Origin of the sequence: Chryseobacterium sp. OV279, from assembly GCF_900128945.1 — a bacterium.
Taxonomy (GTDB): Bacteria; Bacteroidota; Bacteroidia; order Flavobacteriales; family Weeksellaceae; genus Chryseobacterium.
In genome coordinates, this window is the sequence record NZ_FQUD01000005.1 from 154,217 (window position 1) to 175,850 (window position 21,634).

Annotated in this window: 22 protein-coding genes; 16 read left to right on the forward strand and 6 right to left on the reverse strand. The window is 37.7% G+C overall.

Going from position 1 to position 21,634, the window contains the following annotated elements; genetic code table 11:
* The first annotated feature begins 221 nt into the window (after positions 1-221).
* On the forward strand, positions 222-746 hold the full coding sequence (locus tag BUA72_RS22085; protein WP_072925233.1) for a DUF6584 family protein: 525 nt from the start codon (positions 222-224) through the stop codon (positions 744-746).
* An 88-nt stretch (positions 747-834) separates the two neighbouring features.
* Positions 835-1,071 (forward strand): phosphate ABC transporter substrate-binding protein, encoded by a 237-nt coding sequence (locus tag BUA72_RS22090; protein WP_072925234.1) that lies wholly within the window; start codon positions 835-837, stop codon positions 1,069-1,071.
* Positions 1,072-1,887: 816 nt separating this feature from the next.
* On the opposite strand, the gene BUA72_RS22095 is transcribed toward BUA72_RS22090, so the two are convergent.
* The 5 genes from BUA72_RS22095 to fusA all read right to left on the reverse strand — a co-directional run bounded on the left by BUA72_RS22095 (position 1,888) and on the right by fusA (position 8,363).
* A complete protein-coding gene (locus BUA72_RS22095; RefSeq protein ID WP_072925236.1) occupies positions 1,888-2,622 on the reverse strand; it encodes a DUF1796 family putative cysteine peptidase in 735 nt (244 codons plus the stop codon).
* A gap of 295 nt (positions 2,623-2,917) precedes the next feature.
* Positions 2,918-3,265: a helix-turn-helix domain-containing protein gene (locus BUA72_RS22100; RefSeq protein WP_034727369.1), complete on the reverse strand. Its 348-nt coding sequence runs from the start codon at positions 3,263-3,265 to the stop codon at positions 2,918-2,920.
* Between the two features lie 12 nt (positions 3,266-3,277).
* Positions 3,278-3,715 carry a transposase gene (locus BUA72_RS22105; RefSeq protein ID WP_047454826.1) on the reverse strand — a complete coding sequence of 146 codons (438 nt, stop codon included), beginning with the start codon at positions 3,713-3,715 and terminating at the stop codon, positions 3,278-3,280.
* A 638-nt stretch (positions 3,716-4,353) separates the two neighbouring features.
* Positions 4,354-5,883, reverse strand: a complete 1,530-nt coding sequence (locus tag BUA72_RS22110; protein WP_072925238.1) for a SulP family inorganic anion transporter — start codon at positions 5,881-5,883, stop codon at positions 4,354-4,356.
* A 413-nt stretch (positions 5,884-6,296) separates the two neighbouring features.
* Positions 6,297-8,363, reverse strand: a complete 2,067-nt coding sequence (fusA, locus tag BUA72_RS22115; protein ID WP_072925429.1) for an elongation factor G — start codon at positions 8,361-8,363, stop codon at positions 6,297-6,299.
* A 511-nt stretch (positions 8,364-8,874) separates the two neighbouring features.
* On the opposite strand from fusA, the gene BUA72_RS22120 reads away from it, so the two are divergent.
* From BUA72_RS22120 to BUA72_RS22160, 9 genes are all read left to right on the forward strand, one after another.
* The gene (locus tag BUA72_RS22120; protein WP_072925240.1) at positions 8,875-9,543 is read left to right on the forward strand and encodes an HAD family hydrolase; all 669 of its coding nucleotides are present in this window, start codon (positions 8,875-8,877) and stop codon (positions 9,541-9,543) included.
* Between the two features lie 6 nt (positions 9,544-9,549).
* On the forward strand, positions 9,550-10,374 hold the full coding sequence (locus tag BUA72_RS22125) for a phosphoribosyltransferase family protein (protein WP_047454831.1): 825 nt from the start codon (positions 9,550-9,552) through the stop codon (positions 10,372-10,374).
* A complete protein-coding gene (locus tag BUA72_RS22130; RefSeq protein ID WP_047454832.1) occupies positions 10,364-10,921 on the forward strand; it encodes a TerD family protein in 558 nt (185 codons plus the stop codon). Before BUA72_RS22125 ends, BUA72_RS22130 begins: the two co-directional genes overlap by 11 nt.
* Before the next feature lie 2 nt (positions 10,922-10,923).
* A complete protein-coding gene (locus BUA72_RS22135) occupies positions 10,924-12,090 on the forward strand; it encodes a toxic anion resistance protein (protein WP_175548927.1) in 1,167 nt (388 codons plus the stop codon).
* Between the two features lie 40 nt (positions 12,091-12,130).
* Positions 12,131-13,054, forward strand: coding sequence for a hypothetical protein (locus tag BUA72_RS22140; protein ID WP_072925242.1), 924 nt, complete (start codon positions 12,131-12,133; stop codon positions 13,052-13,054).
* A 59-nt stretch (positions 13,055-13,113) separates the two neighbouring features.
* Positions 13,114-13,722, forward strand: coding sequence for a TerD family protein (locus BUA72_RS22145; protein WP_034703446.1), 609 nt, complete (start codon positions 13,114-13,116; stop codon positions 13,720-13,722).
* A 175-nt stretch (positions 13,723-13,897) separates the two neighbouring features.
* Positions 13,898-14,941 carry a TerC/Alx family metal homeostasis membrane protein gene (locus BUA72_RS22150; RefSeq protein WP_047454834.1) on the forward strand — a complete coding sequence of 348 codons (1,044 nt, stop codon included), beginning with the start codon at positions 13,898-13,900 and terminating at the stop codon, positions 14,939-14,941.
* A gap of 167 nt (positions 14,942-15,108) precedes the next feature.
* Positions 15,109-15,636, forward strand: a complete 528-nt coding sequence (locus BUA72_RS22155; protein WP_072925244.1) for a TetR/AcrR family transcriptional regulator — start codon at positions 15,109-15,111, stop codon at positions 15,634-15,636.
* A 3-nt stretch (positions 15,637-15,639) separates the two neighbouring features.
* Positions 15,640-16,053 (forward strand): nuclear transport factor 2 family protein, encoded by a 414-nt coding sequence (locus tag BUA72_RS22160; protein WP_047454837.1) that lies wholly within the window; start codon positions 15,640-15,642, stop codon positions 16,051-16,053.
* Between the two features lie 74 nt (positions 16,054-16,127).
* Here BUA72_RS22160 and BUA72_RS22165 read toward each other — a convergent pair whose 3' ends face one another.
* Positions 16,128-17,132 (reverse strand): catalase family protein, encoded by a 1,005-nt coding sequence (locus BUA72_RS22165; protein ID WP_072925247.1) that lies wholly within the window; start codon positions 17,130-17,132, stop codon positions 16,128-16,130.
* Between the two features lie 381 nt (positions 17,133-17,513).
* On the opposite strand from BUA72_RS22165, the gene BUA72_RS22170 reads away from it, so the two are divergent.
* From BUA72_RS22170 to BUA72_RS22190, 5 genes are all read left to right on the forward strand, one after another.
* Positions 17,514-17,948, forward strand: a complete 435-nt coding sequence (locus BUA72_RS22170) for an FKBP-type peptidyl-prolyl cis-trans isomerase (protein ID WP_051891234.1) — start codon at positions 17,514-17,516, stop codon at positions 17,946-17,948.
* A 268-nt stretch (positions 17,949-18,216) separates the two neighbouring features.
* Positions 18,217-19,167, forward strand: coding sequence for a hypothetical protein (locus BUA72_RS22175; protein WP_072925249.1), 951 nt, complete (start codon positions 18,217-18,219; stop codon positions 19,165-19,167).
* Between the two features lie 66 nt (positions 19,168-19,233).
* Complete coding sequence (locus BUA72_RS22180) at positions 19,234-19,644, forward strand: Rrf2 family transcriptional regulator (protein ID WP_072925251.1); 411 nt, start codon at positions 19,234-19,236, stop codon at positions 19,642-19,644.
* A 58-nt stretch (positions 19,645-19,702) separates the two neighbouring features.
* On the forward strand, positions 19,703-20,356 hold the full coding sequence (locus BUA72_RS22185; protein ID WP_072925254.1) for an NAD(P)-dependent oxidoreductase: 654 nt from the start codon (positions 19,703-19,705) through the stop codon (positions 20,354-20,356).
* Positions 20,357-20,374: 18 nt separating this feature from the next.
* On the forward strand, positions 20,375-21,550 hold the full coding sequence (locus BUA72_RS22190; RefSeq protein ID WP_072925257.1) for an MBL fold metallo-hydrolase: 1,176 nt from the start codon (positions 20,375-20,377) through the stop codon (positions 21,548-21,550).
* Positions 21,551-21,634 lie beyond the last annotated feature (84 nt).

Below are 21,634 nucleotides of genomic sequence, written 5' to 3' on the forward strand. Positions count from 1 at the left end.
GCGTAAAAAGAATGCGCACTTCAGAAATAACTTTGCAATTGTTATTGACCCGGTGCCGTAAGGAAAGAACTTCTTCGACTTTTCATTGAACAGAGTCTTTTCGCCAGATGCCCGGTACAGACAGACCAATGCCGTACACTAAGCGTTTCATCGTCAAACTTCCAATTTGAATACATTCAAAAAACGCTTATGACTTATTGCTTGGTTTTTTAAATATTAGTATGGAAAATATCTTTTACAAAATTGGGAAGGATCTTGAGGAAGGCAGAAAGAAAAAAGCATGTGACAGACTTAGAAATGCTGTAAATCAATATCCTGATGATCTTTCTTTAAGAGAAAAGCTGGGACGGATTTATTATGAAGCAGGATTTTTAGATGAAGCGGGAAAGTTTTGGATTTTATCTGAACCGAAAGATATGGAAATGGAAAATGCTGTGGAGATTTATAAAAGTTCTTTAAGCTATTCTGGAAATGCTATTTTAAAAGATATTGTTTTCAGAGGTGATAAAAAGATGCTCAGTGATTATGCACGGAATGTTTTAAAAGATCTCGAAAGGGACAGTTTAAAAAAGACCAATTATATTCCTGAGTATAAACAAAAATATAAAAAGGGATTGATAGATTCAAAAAGTAACCCAAGCTTCCTAAGTAAAGTGGCAATCTTTTTACTGATAGGAACAGTAATTTTACTGCCGGTTTTGGGACTTGTTAAGCTGCGTGAACTTATCATTTCATTATTTAGGTAGATTTTACAGTATAAAAAAATAAGTAACCATGAAAATGTATAAACTTTGTCTTAAAGGAACTGTGTATTGAGGTTAATTCTCAATAGACATGAAAAAATTCAAAACATTCAAAGAATCTTTTGGGATCAATGAATACGGACTCATTGATTTTCCAAAGAAAATTTCCGGAATACAGATCTCAAGATTAAAGTATGGAAATAAAATGGGCTGTTCGTATTGCTTTCCGCACGGTTTTGATACGGTGAATTCCCATCAGGAAAATTACCAGAGAAACTGGAAAAAATACAGAAAAACCCGTTGGAAAAATACAAAGCAGGTGCCGTAAAACAGAATTGCTTCGTTGGGTGACAGCAATACAGGTTCGAATCCTGTTCTGGAAACAGATGGCGTAAGGGTATCGCTCTGTCGTAAGTTTCTGTTTGGCCAAATGCCCTGCTTACAAATAATCAAGTGTCGTTTTAGGATCATACTTCGGGATTTAGAAACATTGGGACGCAGGTTCGATTCCTGCCTTTTCCCTCGAAAAGGAGAGGTAGCTCAGCTGGTAGAGCAAATGCACGGAAGATCCTTTCAGTATTACCTTGATTTAAAAATAAAAAGTTGAGTGTCGTCTCAGAATCATACTTCGATTACGGTTCACCAGGTTGCAGGTTCGAATCCTGCCGTCTCTTTTTGTAAAGAGATTGTAGTTCAATTGGGCAGAGCAGGTGAAAAAGAAAGATTCTAACATGATAACCTTGACTTCAATAAAAGAGTGCCGTAGAAAAGGCTTACTTCGAGTAGGAAATTAGACCTCAAAAATCTAAGAAAAGTGCAATATGCCTGAATAACAGTAAGGAGAAAGGTGCACGTCTGTCTTTTCGCCTTTTGCCTCTTTTTAATAAAAAAAATAAACAAGTGCCGTAGAACAGTGTTACTTCGCTCATCACGACGGGGTCACGGGTTCGAGTCCCGTCTCTTCCACCAAAAAAACACAGTCTGTCATAGGAAGAGTAGCTCAGTTGGTTAGAGCACGACTACACGCTCAGCTGTTGCCTTGTTTTACAATAATTAACCGAATTCAGGTAGTCAAGTTTCAGGATATGGGATACGGGTTTCGTGTTCAACATAACTTTTAATCTTTTAAGAGCAAAAGCCATCGTTATTCATAGTTGATTAAATAGAATTTCGGAAATATCTGCCTGATGGGCAGATGAAGACTCTTATAGAGTTTCGGGTATTCCTTTTCATTGCCCCAGATTCCAAACTTTTCTTTTTGCCGGCTATAGGTGGTAATGTATACTTGTGGTATTTTTTGTATTCGCGTAAGCAGTGCATGACATATTTCCTCATTTATAATGTGTTCATCAAAACGGATGTACATATGAAGAGAATCTTCCGTTTTCAGAATCTTCGTAAAATCATGGACCGTACCACAAAAAAAATCAACATCCTCCGAAGTCTTAAAACCATTAATCGACAAAGTATATAAATACGCCACAGATTGGCATTCAATAATATCCATCATTCTGGAGCATCGCCTTTCAAAAGTTTTCCTCAGCTTAGGATCACTGATGACCGCTTTAGAATGAGTAAACTCTGCATCGGGATATTTTTCAGCATAGGTATTTCCCTTTTCATTTTTCCTGAGATCATCGAGGAAAAAAGTAAAACGTTCCTGTATATTTTCCCGTACAATCTTCAGCCCCATAATTGATTTCTGCCGGATCCAGTCGTAAGGAAGGCTTTGAACACGAATGTTGAGTCTTTCTAAAGAATAAGCAGGATGACAGTCTCTTCCGATAGGAATAATATATTTGTCAGATGCATAGTTTCGTTTAATGACAAGAAAATACTTATACCTTGTGTTAGGTATAAAGAGTACAGGGATTTTCATCAATTATGTTTTTTACCGGGTAACACAGGAATGATTTTATCCCCATGTTAACCCTGTACAAAAATAGATATTAATTTATAACTCGTTTTTTTGAATTTTTTTTGTCAATTAAATAAATTTGTAGAATTTATACTGGCTTTTTAAAAGTTATCTGCTTAATTTTTTATGATAAAATTAAAGTGGAGAGTAAAAAATCTTGAATAAAAGTTGAAATTTTTTTTAAAATTTTCTTTATTCCAGAACTGTTTACTTAAAATATTCCCGAAATAAATCTTCTATAAAAAATGCCGGTGAATTATTCGCCGGCATTGATTACTTCTTCTATCTCTTCTTCGAAAGTTTTTTTCCAGTTCATGATCGTCGTTCTGCTGATCTTGTATTTCCTGGACATATAACTGGTAGAGAATCCATGTTTTTTTTGATACTGTAAAAGCTTGAACATGGTTTTCTTATCATAGGTTTTAAGTTTTTGATTGTTGATCTGGCTTTCTTTGGACTGTGCAAAAATCTTGTCATTAAAATTCAGGACATCTTCAGTTGTATTGAGTTTTCCGAGGAGCTCCTTGATTTTTGGGTCTTTCAGCTTTTCCGGATGTTCCAGTCTCAGCATATCATAGTAGATCTTCTTGTAATTGGGACGCATAATGAGTTGTGTTTATCCGTTAGTATTATCATTATTTTTCTGAAGCCATCGGTGAAGGGTGCTTTTTGGAATAGAATATTCTTTGATCACTTCGCCATACGTCATTTCTCCGGACAAAATTCTTTTCATGATAAAATCTTTGATTTCCTGAGTATAAATGTTTTTCCTGAAATAAGGAATTTTATCAGATTTCTTCTGATCCTGGTTTTTCTTGACAGCAGACGGTGGTGCATACAAGATAAGATGTGAGCTGTAAAGCCTGAAAAAATCATATTCCAGCAGCTTGCTCCATCTCAAAAGCAATTCTGCATCTATGGATTTGCTTTTGTAAACATTTTCAATAAACTCATCATCCTTATTGAGAAAATTACAGATCCTCTCCATGGGTATCTCATTCTCATCAACCATCTCCTTGATAAACTTTCCTATGTGAATTTCTTTATATAACATGTTTTGAGTACTATTTCTTATTAAATTCATGAATTAAAGCCAATAGGTCATTTGTTCCACTTTTACGGTGAATGAACAGACTGTTTTAAATAAAATCACGCCAAGAAAAATCTCAACGGCAGCAGTAAAGGGGAATATTAAGCTCTGTGCTATACTTGATGTGTACAGCCGGCAGTCTATGGGGGCAGTCTGCCGATAAATTAGTTTTCAGGTTATGTATGTCTTAAGAATACTTTTTCTCTTTCATCTCCTCTGTAGTATTCTTATTCAATTGATCGGGTAAGACCTCTTTTGTGCTTCAGACTTTTCTGTAAGAATATATAACCTATTAAAGCTCTTTCATGCAGTTTTATTCGTAATATTTTTAACTATTGACCTTAGTGTAAACAAACCATTACTTATATAGATTTTTGATTAATTAATAAATAATCCGTTTGTTCGTTTTCAAATTTAAATAAAAAATAGAATCTAATTCTTAAAAACGCGTAAAAAATCTCCTTAAATGCAAAATTTAATGAAAATTAACAAATTAAATACACATATGTGTGAATTATTTTAAGGAGTTTGAATTATACAGGAAAAGTAATAAACTAATAGGACATGTCCGAGGACTGTCTTTTAAAACAGTCTCTCTTAAGTTACTTTGGCATCACTTTATAAGTAGGGTCTTCCTCAATATTCACTTCAATGAAACCATGGGCGTCATTCAGAAGCTTGATACAATCGGGACTTAAATGTTTAAGAATAACATGTTTATTCTGTGCTTTGTATTTTTCAGTGATCTTATTGAGTGTTTCAATCGCCGACATGTCAACGACCCGTGATTCCTTAAAATCTATAATAATATTCTCAGGATCATTGGCAATATCAAATTTTTCCAAAAATGCAGTAGTGCTGCCAAAGAACAGAGGTCCGTAAATTTCATATACTTTATTCCCCGATTCGTCAACTGATTTTCTGGCTCTGATTCTTTTCGCACTGTCCCATGAAAAGACCAGCGCTGAAATAATAACTCCTATTAATACCGCTAAAGCAAGATTATGAAGAACAACCGTGATGACAGCGACAAGTACGCCTACAAATATGTCAGATTTAGGCATTTTTGTAATGATCCGGAAAGAAGCCCACTCAAAAGTGGTGATGGCTACCATCATCATCACACCCACCAATGCAGCCATCGGGATCTGCTCTATGACAGAACCTCCGAAAAGGATAATAAAAAGAATCGTTAAGGCACCCACAATAGCAGAAATTCTGGTTCTTGCACCGGCTCCGATATTCACTAAAGTCTGAGCGACCATTGCACAACCTCCCATTCCTCCGAAGAAGCCATTGGTAATATTGGCAATTCCCTGGGCTACTGCTTCCTTATCAGATTTTCCTTTGGTATTGGTAATTTCATCCACCATATTCAGGGTCAGTAAAGATTCTATTAAACCCACACCGGCCATCACTATTGAATAAGGGAAAATAATTTTTAAAGTGTTCATATTCAACGGGATTTCCGGAATATGAAAAGAAGGCAGAGAACCACTTACCGAAGCAATATCTATAACCTTTTTGGTATCAATATTAAAGAAATAAACCAGTGCAAAAACAATAATGATGGCCACTAATGACGACGGGACAGTCTTGGTGATCTTTGGAAAAACTAAAACGATTATAACCGTAACAGCCGTTAAACCTGCCATAATCAATAGTGCTGAGCCTTCCATCCATGTACTGATACCTTCTTTGACAACTTTAAACTGAGCTACCTGAGCCATAAAAATAATAACGGCAAGACCATTTAAAAAACCATACATGACAGGCTGCGGAATAAGCCGTACAAACTTCCCAAGTTTAAATGTTCCTACCAGGATCTGAATAATTCCGGCCAATATCACAGCTCCAAAGAGATACTGAACGCCGTGAGATGAAGCTAATGCTATTAAAACAACAACTGTTGCACCCGCACCTCCGGAAACCATTCCCGGTCTGCCGCCAAAAACAGCCGTTACGATTCCCATTAAAAATGCAGCGTATAATCCCGTAAGAGGTGAAAGCCCTGCAAGAATGGCAAATGATAATGATTCAGGAATCATGGTCATAGCAACCGTAAGGCCAGCCAGAATTTCGTTTTTAAAATTTACATTACGCAATTGAAAACCAGATAATATGTTTTCCATAAATGATTGAAATTATTATAGTACACCCTTCAACAAATAAGGTATTATGATTAAAACTGATTGATATATAAAAGAATAAATATCCAAAAGAAATTCCGGATATAAGAAAAATAGGTCACCTTAACCCTTAAGGCGGTGTGATTTGCGAAGATGTAACTGTAAATATTTTCATAACAGACCACAAAGGTAGAAAAATAAAACGAATGGAGTTTGGGGGAGGAAGATTGAAAGATTTAAAAATGTAAGAATTAAAAGGTTTGGAGATTCAAAAATTTAAAAAGTCTGTGTCATCTCATAAATCTGAAGGAAATAAAAATATCAACCACAAAAAGTCACCATTGACATTTCACCATTGACCATTCACCTGCAATAACCAAACAAGGACTGTAAAATCACTTTACAGCCCTTGTCTTTTAGGTTATTAATGTATTTGCAATGAAATCCGGCACCAAAGCATAGTGCGACAGTTTCATGCTGATCGAAGCTCTTCCGCTCGTCAGCGTTCTCAGATCGGAAATATATCCGAACGTAGAAGCCAACGGAACTTCCGCCGTGAAAATCTTTCTTCCTGATCTTTCATCAATGGACGAAATAATTCCCCTTCTCCGGTTGATATCAGCCGTTACAGCGCCCGTGTACTCTTCAATACTCTGGATTTCAACCTGCATGATGGGTTCCAGAAGTTTAGGACTGCATGATAAAGCAGCTGCTCTGAATCCGTCTCTCGCAGCATTTTCAAAATCAAATGCACCAGAATCCTGAGGATGGAAAGAACCGTCCAGAAGCCTGATCTTCATACTTTCCAAAGGATAACCTTTTAAGGGTCCGTTTTCCATAGCTTCTCTGAAACCTTTTTCTACGGAAGGAATAAATTCACCCGGAATCACGCCTCCTTTGATCAGATTAATAAATTCCAATCCGGGTTCATTATTTTCCCTTGGTCCGATTTCAAAAGTGATATCGGCAAATTGTCCGCTTCCGCCATTCTGCTTCGAAAGTTTTTCCCTGTGCGTCTTGGTTTCCGTTAAAATCTCACGGTAAGACACTTTAGGTTTCCCCTGATTGACTTCTATCCCGTGATTCAGACGGATCTTTTCCAGAGTGACCTCAAGATGAAGCTCACCCAGACCGCTCAATAAAGTTTCTCCGGTCTGCCGGTCTCTTTCCACTACTAAAGACGGATCTTCTTCCTGGATTTTAGCCAGAACCAAACCGAAAGATTTCTCATCACTGTTCGTTTTAGGCTCTATCGAAACCCTGATCACAGGGGCAGGAATGGTGATCGCTTCCAGAAGGACAGGTTTCTCAACCGCGGATAAAGAATCTCCGGTTTTGGCATCCTTAATTCCTGTTAAAGCCACAATATCTCCTGCTTTTCCTTCCTCAATCGATAAGGTTTTGTCAGATTGCATCTTCAGAATTCTCGATATTCTGAAACTTTCTCCTGTTCTTACATTCAGAACCGTATCTCCGGATTTTATCGAACCGGAATACAGACGGAGCATCGCAAGCCTTCCCATATGTTTATCGATCACGACTTTAAAAACAAGTCCTGAAAAAGTTTCCGTTTCATTTCTTACCAGTTCCACGACTTCTTCTGTCTCAGGATTTTTCCCATGAACGGCCGGAAGTTGATCCGGTGCCGGGAAATAAGTGACCACCGCGTCCAAAAGAGGCTGTACTCCTTTATTTTTAAAGGCAGAACCACAGAGAACCGGAACCGCAGCTCCTGATCTGCAGACTTTCTGTAAAGCTTCAGTGATCATTTCCCAGGGAATGCTGTTTTCAGGATTCATGTAAACCTCAAAGAACGTTTCATCGTATTCCGCGAGGGTTTCCATTAATTTCATCCTGTATTCATCGGCATCCGATTTGTGATCCTCAGGAATTTCCTTTTCAATAATGGTTTCCCCGTTTTCATCTGTCCAGTATAAAGCTTTCTGTCTGATTAAATCAATCACTCCTTCAAACTGGGCTTCAGCTCCGATCGGGATTTGAAGTGCCATAGGAACTGCATTAAGTTTCGTTTCAATCTCCTTAAGAACGGCGAAGAAATCAGCTCCAATTCTGTCCATTTTATTGATGAAGCATATCTTTGAAATTCCATGTTTCTCGGCCTGGAACCAAACATTTTCGGTTTGCGGCTGGACCCCTGAAGAGGCGCAGAAAACAGCAACAACGCTATCCAGAACCCTTAAAGAGCGCTCGACTTCTACTGCGAAATCGATATGTCCGGGTGTATCGATGATATTGATGTTATAAACCGTTTCTCCTTTTTCCCATTGAGTGGAAACAGCTGCGGATGAAATGGTGATTCCTCTGTTTTTCTCCTGGATGTCTTTATCCATCGTGGTATTTCCATCGTCTACATTTCCGATCTTATGAATGAGGCCTGTGTAATAAAGAAGCCTTTCCGTTAAAGTGGTTTTTCCTGCATCTACGTGTGCTATGATTCCTATATTTCTTGTGTTATATTTCATTTTGCTGAATTTAAATTGTTGATTTTGAGAATACAGATACGTATTCTCCTCGTTTTGAGGTCTGGAAATAAGGCAGCAAAAAAGACCCATCTGAACAGATAGGTCTTCAATATATTTTTAGTAATAAAAGATCTAAGGAACTATTCAGATAAATATTCAGTGCTGCCAGAGTACACAGCTCTCACAGGGTTGCTTAAAGTTATTATATTTATCATTGTTGTTGACATTGTTGATTTTTAATCGGTTGCGAAATTAGATAAATTTTTTAATTGTCCAAAATTTTTCAGATAAATTTTTTGATCAGCGAATTTAAACAAATTGTTAAGGCCGACTGTCATCAGTAGAAAAGTAGGCGAAAATTCATAAAAATTTCTTAAAACAGAGAAGTACGTAATGCTTTTATGAGAAAAATTTTATCTTTGGGAAGAATACCCAATTAAACACTTGTTGATGATTAAACAATTTTAAATCTTTTTCAAGAAAGCTAAATAAAACTTTTAACTTAAAACTATTGAAAACGGATATCGACATTCACAACCACTGTCATTTTTCTTTTGACCTGTGGCTCACCCTAATCAAATCTCATCCTGAATTTAAAACAAAAAGAGTTGAGCTATTCACCTCGTTTTTTACTATTGATAAACCGATTGCTGAGGTTGCGAAAACTGTAAAATATTACGATGATCTCTGCAATACGATCAATGAGGTTACAGGAGGGAATATTGATACTTTTGAAATGTATTTACTCATTCTGGGATCACTGGATGTAGATGTAAAACAATTGGATAAAGAAAAACTGGACGCGTTTTATCTGAAAAGCGAAGAACTGTTTTTAGAATATAAGCCAGTTGTCATTTTCGAAAACATAAAAGAATTTTTTGATCAGATCAAAAATGAAGGAAAAACGGTAAATATTCTGAGCAATACAGGATTTATCAAAGGAAGAACGATGAGAAAGTTTCTGATTCAGGAAGAGCTGGATCAGTATATAGACTTCCATATTTATTCGGATGAGATCAATATTTCCAAACCGAATCCTCTTATTTTTCAGGAAGTGAAAAACAATCTTAAAGACCGGGATCTTCCGATGCACCGTATCCTGCATATCGGAGACAATCCCGTGGCAGATTATAAGGGAGCGAGAGATTTTGGCTTCAGTGCCCATTTACTTAAACACTAAATTGATATGAATAAAAGATACAGCTTACACCACATTCATTCCGCGGATGAGTTCACTTTTTCACCCGCAGAATACAGCTATTTCAAATATGGCGATAAGTCGTATGCTGAAAAGTTTGCTAAAGAGTTATTCAACGGATTTATTGCTGAACATGCGGAACTTTTAAATACAGAAAAAGAGATCGTAGTTCTTCCAAGTCCGTATATGGCCATTCCTACGGCTTCTAATTTTTTATGTTTTTTCTTTAAAAAGCATCTGGATCTGTACCTGTTTCAGAAAGGAATGAGATCCAGTATTATTTCCAAAATCAACCGTAACCACACGTATATCACGGATTATGGGAACCTTAATTTTGAAGACCGTAAAAATCTGATTGCGAATGATACTTATTATATCGATAAGGATTTTTTACGCGGAAAACTTTGTATTTTTATAGACGATATAAAAATCACGGGAAGCCACGAATTTACGGTGAACAGGATTTTGAACGAATATCATGTGGAGGCAGATTTTATGTTCCTCTATTATGCGGAACTGATGAATTTTGACCTTGATCCGAAAATTGAAAATTTCTTTAATTATTATGCCGTGAAAAACATCAAACACGTGGCAGAAGTAATGATAAAGCCAAGTTTTGAATTTAACACAAGGATCGTGAAATATATTTTAGGCCTGGATTCAAGTAATTTTGACTATCTTACGTCTAAAGTAAAAAAGGAGCAGATGGACCTGCTTCTGGAGCTGGCAATCAGCAACAATTATCATTTAATAAAAGAATACGAAAATAACATCAATACTTTAACACAAACGGAACTATATTATGGCTATTAACTTACAAAAAGGACAGAGAGAAAACATTAACGCACCTAAATTCACTGTAGGTTTAGGATGGGATATCAATAATACTTCTACAGGAACAGGTTTTGACCTTGACGCTTCATTATTTTTGTTGGGCGAGGACAAAAAACTGGTTTCAGACAGTCACTTTATTTTTTATAATAATTTAGAATCTCCGGACAAATCTGTAATCCACACAGGAGACAACCTTACCGGTGAAGGTTCAGGAGATGATGAGCAGATCAAAATAGATCTTACAAAAATAGATTCAGCGATTCAGGAAATTACAGTAGTGGTAACCATCCACGATGCTGATGCTAGAAAGCAGAACTTCGGACAGGTAAGAAATTCTTTCATCAGAATTTTCAACTCAGAGACGAACGAAGAAATTCTGAAATATGAATTAGATGAAGATTTCTCTATTGAAACTGCTGTAGAATTCGGTAGAATCTACAACAGAAACGGAGAATGGAAATTTGAAGCTGTTGGGGCAGGACAGAGAGACGGCCTTGACAAATTCGTATCAATTTATCAAAAGTAATTATGGACAATCAGGAAAATCAACCTATAGATCCAATGGGATCCATTGAACCTCTTAAAACATTTGAACCTGCTCCGACTCCACCGAGCCAGCCTGTACAAAATACGGCACCGGCGGTTCTTGTGGACAGAGAAGGGAATGTAAATCTGACTCAGCTGCAGATAGAAGAGCGTAAGAAATATGAAGTTCTTGCCAATTCTATCGATGAGACCAATCCTGGTTCCATCGTGAATTACGGCGCTGAGCTTCAGAAAACTTTATCCAATCAGAGTGACAGCTTCTTAGGAAATGTAAGGAGATCCAACTCAGGTGAAGTAGGCGTACTTATCAATGATCTATTGGTAGAATTGAACTACGTAGATGTTGATGAACTTCAGCAGAATAAAGTGAAAAGCTTTCTGAGCAAGATCCCGTTCATGAAAAAGGTGATCACGCAGGTGGAAAATCTGTTCACGAAATATGATAAGATCATCAACAATATCGAGCAAATCGCTCATAAGGTAAATGCAGGAATCATCACTTCTACCAAAGATAACGCTGTTCTTCAGACCATTTTTGAGAGCAATGTGAATTCCATTAAAGCTATTGAAGAATTGGTGATCGCCGGTAATGTAAGAATGGAAAGAGCTGCCGGAGAATTGGCTCAAATGGAAGCTGATCCACAGACCTACCAGGATTACCAGATCGCTGATAAGAGAGATTTCATCGCGAGATTAGACAGAAGAATGGCTGATCTTAAAGTGGTGCGTATCATTATGATGCAGTCCCTTCCACAGATCAGACTGGTACAGAATAACAACGTGTCTATCGCTGAAAAAGCACAGACGATCCTTACCACAACACTTCCGGTTTGGAAAAACCAGCTTTCACTGGCGGTAGCGATGTACAGACAGCAGCAGAATATCGAAATCCAGCAGAAGGTATCTTCTACTACGGAAGCGATTCTGAAGAAAAATGCAGAACGTTTGGGTCAGAATTCAGTGAATGTGGCGAGAGCCAACGAGCAGACCATTGTATCTGTAGAAACATTGAGAGAAACGACTTCAATGCTTATCAACACATTGAATGAAGTGAAACAGATCCAAAAACAGGGTGCCGAAGGAAGAAGAAAACTGGATCAGGATCTTCAGACACTGGAGCATGAATTAAAAGCAAACGTCAGAGGTTAATTAACAGGATACCAAGGTGGGGGATGATGCAGCAACCATAATGTCTCAGAGCAAAAGAAGATTAACAAAGCTTAAACTTCTTGCTAATTTTTTTGAACATATTGATATTATATCTATTTACATCAAAACGGATATCATCCATAATTTGTTTCAGGAAAATACCGCTCTGGACTACAATAAGCTGGAACTTTTCCACCTGCAGTATACCGACAGCCTCATAGAACTTCTCACCAAAATAAAACGGCAGAAGGAAAATGATATGCTGGCTGTGATTAATGAAATTGACGTTAATAATAAATATATTGAAGGTTTTGAGGAAAGACGGGTAGACAGTTTTCAGACCGACCGGAAGATGTACAGCGGTATATTTTCCCAGCATCTGAAAATGCTTTACAAAGACCTTACTGAAGATATTTTTACGGCAGACTGGAACAATGTTCTGTATTTCCATAAAAAATACGGACAGGAATTCTACAGGACCCAGGCAGATGAAGAGCAGTTGAAACCCAAGCCCTTTCCGGCCTATCAGTACAAAGATTATACGATAGAAAGGAAGCTTTTGGGAAGACTGAATATTCAGAGTTTTAAAGTGCGTTTTGTCTGCGGTTATCTCATCGGGACTTATGAGTATGAACTCTTCAAGATATTTCAGTCTGATGATCATTTTATTTTCGGCATCGATGATAAAAAACTCTACCTGTTTGACGGGGATCTTGAAAAACTGGATGTTTCCGAGAACCAGTCGAATCAGAGTTCAATCATCAATCAGCTGAAGACAAAAAATGAGATGCTGGAAAATACCATCAATGAAAGGAAAAGAACGATCCCTGCAGAGGTGGGCAATGTGCTGAAAGACTATCTCAAAAACCTGGAAAATATAGATATTATGAGCAAAATATTCGATTTCGATGAAGAAACGAATATCCTGCGCGCAATGCTTAATTTAAATTTGAATAACAATTAAAGCGAAAGAAAAACCAATCATTTCGCCTTAGAATACATAACAATACTAAACATAAAAAGATGGCTATTAACTTACAAAAAGGTCAAAGAATCAACCTGAAAAAGGAAAACGGTGCCGAGCTTACCCAAGCCTGTGTGGGAATCAACTGGGGAGCAATTGAGAAAAAAGGACTTTTCGGAACTAAAAAAGAAGCAGTAGACTTAGATGGAAGCTGTATCTTATTTGATTCAAACAAAACGCTTACGGAAGTGATCTATTTCGGAAACCTGAAATCAAGAAACGGTTCTGTAAAACACAGCGGTGATGACCTTACCGGAGATGTGAATGGAGATGACGGATTAGACAATGAAGTGATCACAGTAGATTTCAGCCAGCTGGAACCTAACGTAGAACACGTTGCATTGGTATTGAACAGTTACCAGGGACAGGATTTCGGAACAATTCCTTTCGCTTCTATCCGTATCTATGAAGGAACACCTACCAATGTAAGAGAGGTTTTCGCTAAATATGATATCGCTAATGATGCTTCTTTCAAAGGGCACGTTGCTATGGTAATGGGTGTTTTCTACAAGAGAAACGGAGAATGGAAATTCAACGCAATCGGAGATCCTACTTCAGACAGAAAGCTGGAACAGACGATCCAGACGGTTCAGGCGAATTATTTATAATCGGTAGATCATCAGTAAGAATGTACTTTGGTTCATTCAAAAAAAATGAATAGTTTTACAGGCTTGAGCTAAAACTTATTGACCCTATTGATATCAAATAAAAAACATTAAAAATTAGCAATATTTGTGCATACTGTACATCTATTGCTTTTATCATATAATAACATAAACTGAAGTGGAACATCAAAGTATTTTAGAATTGCACCCGGGCTTGGTGTGGGGATTTGCGGTAACGGTAGTTATCATGCTGCTCCTGGATTTAGGAGTATTCAACAAAAAAAGCCATGAAGTATCATCCAAAGAAGCAACCATCTGGTCTATCGTATGGATTTCACTATCCATGATATTCTCCGGAGTAGTGTATTGGGTTTTCAATACAGACGGAAGTCCTGAAAGCCACGCTGTGGCCGTAGAGAAATTTACGCAGTATCAGGCCGCTTACTGGATTGAAAAAGCCCTCTCTGTGGATAACTTATTCGTATTTATCCTGGTTTTCGGGTTCTTTAAAGTTCCGAAATATCTTCACCACAAAGTTCTCTTCTGGGGAATCATTGGAGCATTGATATTCAGAGCGATATTTATCTTCGCTGGAGTAGGGTTGATCAACCTGACGTATCTTCCTGAAATGAATGTTTTCGGAAAAGCAGTACAGATCAACGTAGTAATGGCCCTGTTCGGTCTGTTCCTTGTCTATGCCGGGATCAAATCCTGGGGTGACGGAGGTGACGATGACGACGAAGATTACAGCAATACTGCCGGTGCAAGATTGATCAAAAGCTTCTGGAAAGTTTCCGATAATTATGATGGTGATAAATTCTTCACGATCCAAAACGGAATCAAAATGGCAACACCGCTTTTAGTAGTGGTTGGGGTTATTGAATTTACCGACGTTCTTTTCGCGGTAGACTCTATTCCGGCGATCTTTGCGATCTCTAATGACCCGTTCATCCTTTATACATCCAATATTTTCGCGATCTTAGGATTGAGATCTTTATATTTCCTGTTGGCGAACTTTATCCATATGTTCAGCAAGCTTCCTTACGGACTGGCGATTATCCTGTCATTTATCGGGGTAAAAATGCTGATCGCACCATGGATTCATATTCCGTCTCCGGTTTCATTGGGAATCGTAGGAGGAGTATTGGTACTTTCGGTTCTTATATCTATTATGTTCCCTGAAAAGGAAGATGATGAGAAAGAGAAACTGGAAGATAAATAAATCTTAAGAATTTTCTTTAAAAATAGAAGCCCTTGAAATTAAATTTCAGGGGCTTTTTTTATAATAAGCCACACCTATTTTCGAATTTAAAATAATAATAAATATACAGACAGACTTGTCTGTCTGTATTGATTTTTGTTGTATCTTTGTTTTATAAATGATAGTATATGACATCTCCAAGAGATAGAATTGTTCAGACAGCTTCTGATTTATTTCGTAAACAGGGATATAATTCTACAGGCATTAATCAGATTATTTCCGAAGCAAAAGTTGCCAAAGCAAGTTTTTACCAGCATTTTAAGTCTAAAGAAGACCTGTGTGTAGAATTCCTTAATGTAAGACATGAATATTGGTTCAATGAATTGAATCATTTTTGTGAACAGGAAGAAACCCCGAAATCAAAAACCTTAAAATCTTTCGATTTTCTGATCCATATGAACCAAAAAGAACATTTTCAGGGCTGCAGCTTTCTTAATATTTTATCGGAAATTCCTGTAGATAATGTAAAGATTTTAACGGTGATCCAGCATCACAAAATGGATCTCAGAGTCTATTTTTCAGAACTGTTGAAAGAGGAAGAACTTTCAGACCATATTTATCTACTGTTTGAAAGCAGTCTCATAGAAAGTCAGCTTTTTAAATCCAATGAACTCATCGAAAGATCAAAAAAAATAATTAATCATTTAATTTCTTAAAAAATGGAACAGAAACACCCGCTTCCGCCTTTCACCCTTGAAACGGCAAAAGAAAAAATACAGATGGCAGAAGATGCCTGGAACAGCCAGGATCCGGAAAGAGTATCCAAAGCATATACAACTGACAGCGAATGGAGGAACAGAGATACTTTCATTAACGGAAGAGAAGAGATTGTCACTTTTCTACAGAAAAAATGGGAGAAAGAACTTAATTATCATCTTAAGAAAGAATATTGGGCCCATACCGACAACCGTATTGCCGTCCGGTTTGAATATGAATACCAAACTAAAGATGGAGATTGGTTCAGAGCATATGGTAATGAAAACTGGGAGTTTGATCACAACGGGCTTATGCAGAAAAGATATGCCAGTATCAATGATGTAAGTATCAAAGAAGAAGACCGTAAGTTTAAATAATAATATAAAGACTGCCCGAAAAGAGTAGTCTTTTATTGTAGGTATCGGAATGGCTAAGGTTTACGCCTTCAAATTCATTGATGTTTGTGCAGCAGCTTATTGATCTTCCTCCTCGTCTGCACAGATACTTTATACGCTTCATCACGAAGTTTCTGAATCTTCCCGACAGGCTGGAAAAAGATCTTGCTTTCAAACGGATTGAATGAAAGGAGCTCGGTGGTGCAGTCACGAGGATCCAGAAGCTGACCTTTGTTTATTTTCACTTCCCCGATTTTAATATAGGGTGAATTTTTCCATTCTACATTCAGCTTGTTGATGGGCTGTTCTTTCAGGTTATAACAAAACTGGATAAGAACATCGGCATTATAATCGTGGTCCTGAAAATAATGTTTCAGCGCCTCTTTCATCTTTAATTTCTTCCCAAAATTTTTATCCACAGATTTCGGAACCAGCTTGATTTTGATCATATGGTCACCAAGACGGTAAGCACCTACAGAATGGTAATCAAAAGAGAGAATAAAATCATTTCTTTTTCCCAGCAGCTTTAAAATATTTCGTGCAAACGACAGTGTACAAACAGAAGGAATCACTTTGAGCATCTGAGTGGCCAGTGAAAAGAAACTGCTCCATTTTTTAATGTAAAACCGGTTCACCGCAGTAAACAGTTTCAGGAAATGAGAAACCGAATTCGTGGGAAATAAAGGAAAATTAACCAAAGGGAAATTCGCGATCAGCCCGCCTTTCTCGTCCTTTATTTTGACCGCAAATCCGTAGGCAGGAATATCTTTTTCTGAGTTCTGAATTTTCAGATTGGCATTGGAAAGTCTGACCGTAAGGTCAAATTTTTCAACGTCAAAAAAAGGAAGAAGTTCTTCAGGAATGTGTTTATCGGTGAAAAAAGTACCATCAGCTGCGGCATAAGTCTTGGCATGGGCATTTCTGGTGGCATAGTCAACATCACTTATGGAAGAAGACTGTTCAACGAAATCAGCAATGGTTTTTTTATTGATTTCGAAAAGCTTTTTTTCCTCTTCGGTAAGTTCGTCAAATTTCTTATTATATTTTAGTGGTTCTGGCATTTAGTTTTTAAATTCAATTATAACGCCAAGTTTCTGAATCCGCGTTAACCTAATGTTAAAATTATTTGAATTTTGCGACAGACAGGGAGATAGGGGCGGGATATGAAAGAAGAAAAGATGGAAGTTGCTGCTAGTCTGTGGTTTAGAAGAATGGATGGAAGATGGAAGTCTGAAGATGGAAGAACTCCTGATTTACCCTTTAACCAAAAGACTTTTTCAATTTTTTTCTTCATTATATTCTAAACCGCCAACCAGCAACCAGCAACTAGCAACAAACAACATCTTAACCATTATCCCTGTCATCTCCCTCCATAACTCCCATCCTCCGGCTTCCCTCTTCCATTCTCTCCAAAACCCCTATCTTTGTAAAAAATATCAACAATGGGAGTAGCAGATATGTTATTTAAAAAGAAAAAAGAACAGGCAGAAAAGAACCTTAACGACGGTAAGGAATACATGGAAGAATACGGTAAAAGAGAAAGTGTTGTACAGTTGCCAAGCGGCCTGCAGTACGAGATCATTACCGAAGGCGATGGCGCACAGCCGGGACCTAAATCCACCGTAAAATGCCATTACCACGGAACTACTATTTCCGGTAAGATTTTCGACAGTTCTGTAAAAAGAGGAACGCCGGCATCTTTCCCTTTAAACAAGGTGATCAAAGGATGGACGGAAGCTCTTCAGCTAATGTCTGTTGGAAGCAAATGGAGACTGATCATTCCTCCGCACTTAGCCTATGGAGATCAACAGATCAGCAAAGAAATCGGACCAAATTCTACATTGGTTTTCGAAGTGGAATTGCTGGATATTAAATAATCCTGCTTAAAAATAGCTTAAAAATTTACCTGAATTCAGGTAAATTTTTTTATTTGTACTATATTCGTGTTGATCAATTTCAAAGAACAGGGATTGCTATATTTTTTAACGGATGCGAAAGTCTGAAAAATATTATACAAAATAAGCAGATTTAAATTTTATCGAAGATAAAATCCTTGCGCTTTAAAGCATTCGAATTTGTTTAAAAAACTTGCGTCCTTTGCGATGATCCAACTACCACACCACACAAAGAAAAAATATAAACTGAATGAAAAAACTCTTTTACCTTTTGGCCGTATTCAGCTTATTGACTTCCTGTGTTTCAAAAAAGAACCAGGTCATCAGGCAGAACATCCTTACACTGAAAGACAGCTACTGCAAAGCACCTTTCCAATATAACTACAGCAACAGGGTTCCGTCCTATAATTCGGATTCTATTTTAGCGGCCAATAAAGAACTTCAGGGAACGTTTTCCGATCAGAGTATTCTTATCCTGAATGCCCTGGATAATCTTGACGAGGTTCATAAGATCATTGATCTGAAAAAAGACTCTTCCATAGCCGCTCAGGTGAAAGTTTTACAGCTTAAAAGTAAGATCAACAGTAAAATCACGATTGCGCTTACCGAACTGGATGCCGTAGCTGCAGAATTCGATTGTGAGGGAGAAAGGGTAGCCCAGATCGGAAATTATGTGGATAACCTTAATGATTCCAGAAATAATAAAATGATTCTTTATTCCATTGTAACGGGTGCTGCAGCGTCTATTGCCGGCGGTATTGTGTCAGATGGAGGATGGAGCAACGCGATTGATATCAGCGGGGGTGTTGTAGGAGCTGGTTTCGGTCTTGCCACATTGAATCCGAAAGGGAAGAAGGTAGAATTTATCCACCAGAGAAACCTTTTGAGAGATATCTGGAGAGAAAAACTGGAGTCCCCTAATTTTCCACCATTTATCTGGTATATGTATACCGAGAAAAAGTTTTCCAATAAAGAGAAACATTCCATTATCAGCAGCATGAAGGAGCGATGGCTTCATTATCAGTTCGACGACAGCACAACGGAAGCCGATCAGTCTGTGATTTTCAGTGATGGAGGCTTTTACAGAGCCGATGATCTTCATAACCGGGCAGCGATGCTCAATCAGATGCAGTCGGCAACGCGTACCATTAACCAGAATATCAATTATCTACTGCTGGATCTGGACAAATTAATTCTTTAAGAAAAATTTAACTGTAATAAAATTTGTTACAATTAAAAATTTGTCTATCTTTGCCCTGTAATTAAAATGAACAATACAAGATTTGCTACGGCGATACATATTCTGACCTTGTTGGCTAAAAGTCCTCAGGAGTGGCTCACTTCTGAATGGATTGCGGGCAGCGTGAATGTAAATCCGGTAATTGTAAGAAAGGAATTGAGTGTTTTAAGAGAAGCAGGTTTGATTATAAGCAGACAGGGGAAAGACGGAGGAACTCAGCTTGCGAGAAATGCAGACGAGATCAGTATTTCGGAGATTTATAAATCTGTGAAAAATACAGATGTGTTGGGGAAAAAGAATCTGAATCCCAATCCGGCATGCAGCGTGGGTAAAGAAGTCAATGTTCATTTAAATACCCTGTTTGAAGAAACAGATAAGCTGGTTATTAATTTTTTAGGAGATAAGTCATTGCAGGAATTCAGCGATCAGTTCGAATAAAAATTTTTTACCCTTAAATGTAACAAAATTTATTACAATTAATTTAAAATAAAATAGTATGAAAAAAGTATCAGTAATCGGTGCGACCGGTTTTGTAGGAAAACAAGTAGTGAATGAGCTAACATCAAGAGGATATGCAGTAGAAGCTTTGGTAAGAGACGCTTCTAAAGTGGAATCAAAAGAAAACGTAACAGCAAAAAGCGTAGATGTAAACAATACGGAAGAACTTGCGGAAGCTTTGAAGGGAAGTGATGCGGTAATCAGTGCATTCAATGCAGGCTGGACGAACCCGAATCTGTATAACGATTTCCTGAACGGCTCTGTAAATATTGAAAAAGCAGTAGAACAGTCAGGCGTGAAAAGACTGATCGTAGTAGGAGGAGCCGGAAGCCTTTATACACCGGATCATGTACAGATTGTAGATACGCCGGATTTCCCGGAAGCTTACAAACCAGGTGCAACGGCAGCAAGAGATTATTTAAACAAAATCAAAGAAAACAATACCCTTGACTGGACGTTCTTCAGCCCTGCTATTGAAATGAACCAGGCGAATGTAGGGGAAAGAACCGGAAAATACAGAACTTCTCTGGAAACCCCTGTTTTTGACGAAAACGGAAGAAGCCGTCTTTCTGTAGAAGATGTCGCAGCCGTATTGGTAGACGAACTGGAACAGAACAACCACATCCGCGAGCGTTTTACAGCAGCTTATTAATTCACAAAAAAAATTACAATGTTAAAAAAGAAATTATTATCACTGGCAGCAGTGCTGGGACTGGTAAGTATCATGTTTGCAGGGAATTTGAAGATCAAAGTATACAATCCCGGCCCTAAAGCCATTTTTCCAATTACTTCAACTATTATTTACGGAGATAAAGATGCTGTGCTTATCGATGCCCAGTTTCAGAAGCAGTATGCGGAACAGTTGGTGAAGGAAATTAAAGCAACGGGAAAAAATCTGAAGACCGTTTTTATTTCTCACAGTGACCCGGATTTTTATTTCGGACTGGATGTGATTAAAAAAGCATTTCCCAATGTAAAAATCATTTCCACTGTCCAAACCGCGTACCTGATTTCTGCTTCAAAAGATGAAAAAATGGCGGTATGGAAACCACAGCTGAAAGATGATGCTCCTTCATCGATCATTGTTCCGGAAGCTGCTAATGCCATTCCAGATTTGGAAGGAAATAAAATTGAAATTAAGCAAAATGCTGAAGATCCTGCTCACAGTTTTGTGTGGATTCCATCTTTAAAAACAGTGGCCGGCGGTATTTCTGTTTCCGTAGATTCTCACATCTGGATGGCAGATACACAGAATATCAAGACAATTGATCAGTGGATCGGACAGATTGATGTGATGAAGGCATTAAAGCCTGAACAGGTTGTTCCTTCCCATTTTGCAAAATTATCGCTGTCTCCACAGTCTCTGGATTTCGTTAAAAACTATCTGGAAAACTATAAAAGGGCAGTCACTGAAAACAAAACATCTTCAGGTGTTGTAGATTTTATGGTGAAACAATATCCTGATCTTCACGGAAAAGATGAACTGGAAATGGGAGCGAAAGTTTTCTTTGGAGAAATCAACTGGGACCTGAAGTCACCTTATCCGCCAATTGGCAACAAAGTGGAAGCTGATTTCGGAACATTTAAATTCATTCTGGACTTCAAAAACAATAAAGAAATGTCCTTCACAGGCGTTTCCGGAAATGTAAAAGGCAATACAGATACGGTACAGTATACCGTAACAGAGGTAGCCAAGAATATCTTTATGGTGTACTGGCACGAACCAAAGCTGGGTTCAAACATTACCCACATTCAGGATTATAACAAGAATATCATTTATACCAATATTGCAGAACCTAACGGATCATTTACGCATCTGAAAGGAACGCTTACAATTCTGAAATAATATATAAAACTGCTGCCCAACGACAGCAGTTTTTTTATGATCAAAATTCATTATAGGCATCATTGATTTTTACCAATATGGAAT

Coding starts and splice junctions, on each gene's coding strand:
- BUA72_RS22105 (WP_047454826.1), bottom strand. CDS start 3,715: ATGTTATATAAAGAAATTCACATAGGAAAGTTTATCAAGGAGATGGTT.
- BUA72_RS22095 (WP_072925236.1), bottom strand. CDS start 2,622: ATGAAAATCCCTGTACTCTTTATACCTAACACAAGGTATAAGTATTTT.
- BUA72_RS22170 (WP_051891234.1), top strand. CDS start 17,514: ATGGGAGTAGCAGATATGTTATTTAAAAAGAAAAAAGAACAGGCAGAA.
- BUA72_RS22190 (WP_072925257.1), top strand. CDS start 20,375: ATGTTAAAAAAGAAATTATTATCACTGGCAGCAGTGCTGGGACTGGTA.
- BUA72_RS22085 (WP_072925233.1), top strand. CDS start 222: ATGGAAAATATCTTTTACAAAATTGGGAAGGATCTTGAGGAAGGCAGA.
- BUA72_RS22110 (WP_072925238.1), bottom strand. CDS start 5,883: ATGGAAAACATATTATCTGGTTTTCAATTGCGTAATGTAAATTTTAAA.
- BUA72_RS22160 (WP_047454837.1), top strand. CDS start 15,640: ATGGAACAGAAACACCCGCTTCCGCCTTTCACCCTTGAAACGGCAAAA.
- BUA72_RS22180 (WP_072925251.1), top strand. CDS start 19,234: ATGAACAATACAAGATTTGCTACGGCGATACATATTCTGACCTTGTTG.
- BUA72_RS22135 (WP_175548927.1), top strand. CDS start 10,924: ATGGACAATCAGGAAAATCAACCTATAGATCCAATGGGATCCATTGAA.
- BUA72_RS22090 (WP_072925234.1), top strand. CDS start 835: ATGAAAAAATTCAAAACATTCAAAGAATCTTTTGGGATCAATGAATAC.
- BUA72_RS22145 (WP_034703446.1), top strand. CDS start 13,114: ATGGCTATTAACTTACAAAAAGGTCAAAGAATCAACCTGAAAAAGGAA.
- BUA72_RS22155 (WP_072925244.1), top strand. CDS start 15,109: ATGACATCTCCAAGAGATAGAATTGTTCAGACAGCTTCTGATTTATTT.
- BUA72_RS22125 (WP_047454831.1), top strand. CDS start 9,550: ATGAATAAAAGATACAGCTTACACCACATTCATTCCGCGGATGAGTTC.
- BUA72_RS22140 (WP_072925242.1), top strand. CDS start 12,131: ATGTCTCAGAGCAAAAGAAGATTAACAAAGCTTAAACTTCTTGCTAAT.
- BUA72_RS22165 (WP_072925247.1), bottom strand. CDS start 17,132: ATGCCAGAACCACTAAAATATAATAAGAAATTTGACGAACTTACCGAA.
- BUA72_RS22185 (WP_072925254.1), top strand. CDS start 19,703: ATGAAAAAAGTATCAGTAATCGGTGCGACCGGTTTTGTAGGAAAACAA.
- fusA (WP_072925429.1), bottom strand. CDS start 8,363: ATGAAATATAACACAAGAAATATAGGAATCATAGCACACGTAGATGCA.
- BUA72_RS22175 (WP_072925249.1), top strand. CDS start 18,217: ATGAAAAAACTCTTTTACCTTTTGGCCGTATTCAGCTTATTGACTTCC.
- BUA72_RS22130 (WP_047454832.1), top strand. CDS start 10,364: ATGGCTATTAACTTACAAAAAGGACAGAGAGAAAACATTAACGCACCT.
- BUA72_RS22100 (WP_034727369.1), bottom strand. CDS start 3,265: ATGCGTCCCAATTACAAGAAGATCTACTATGATATGCTGAGACTGGAA.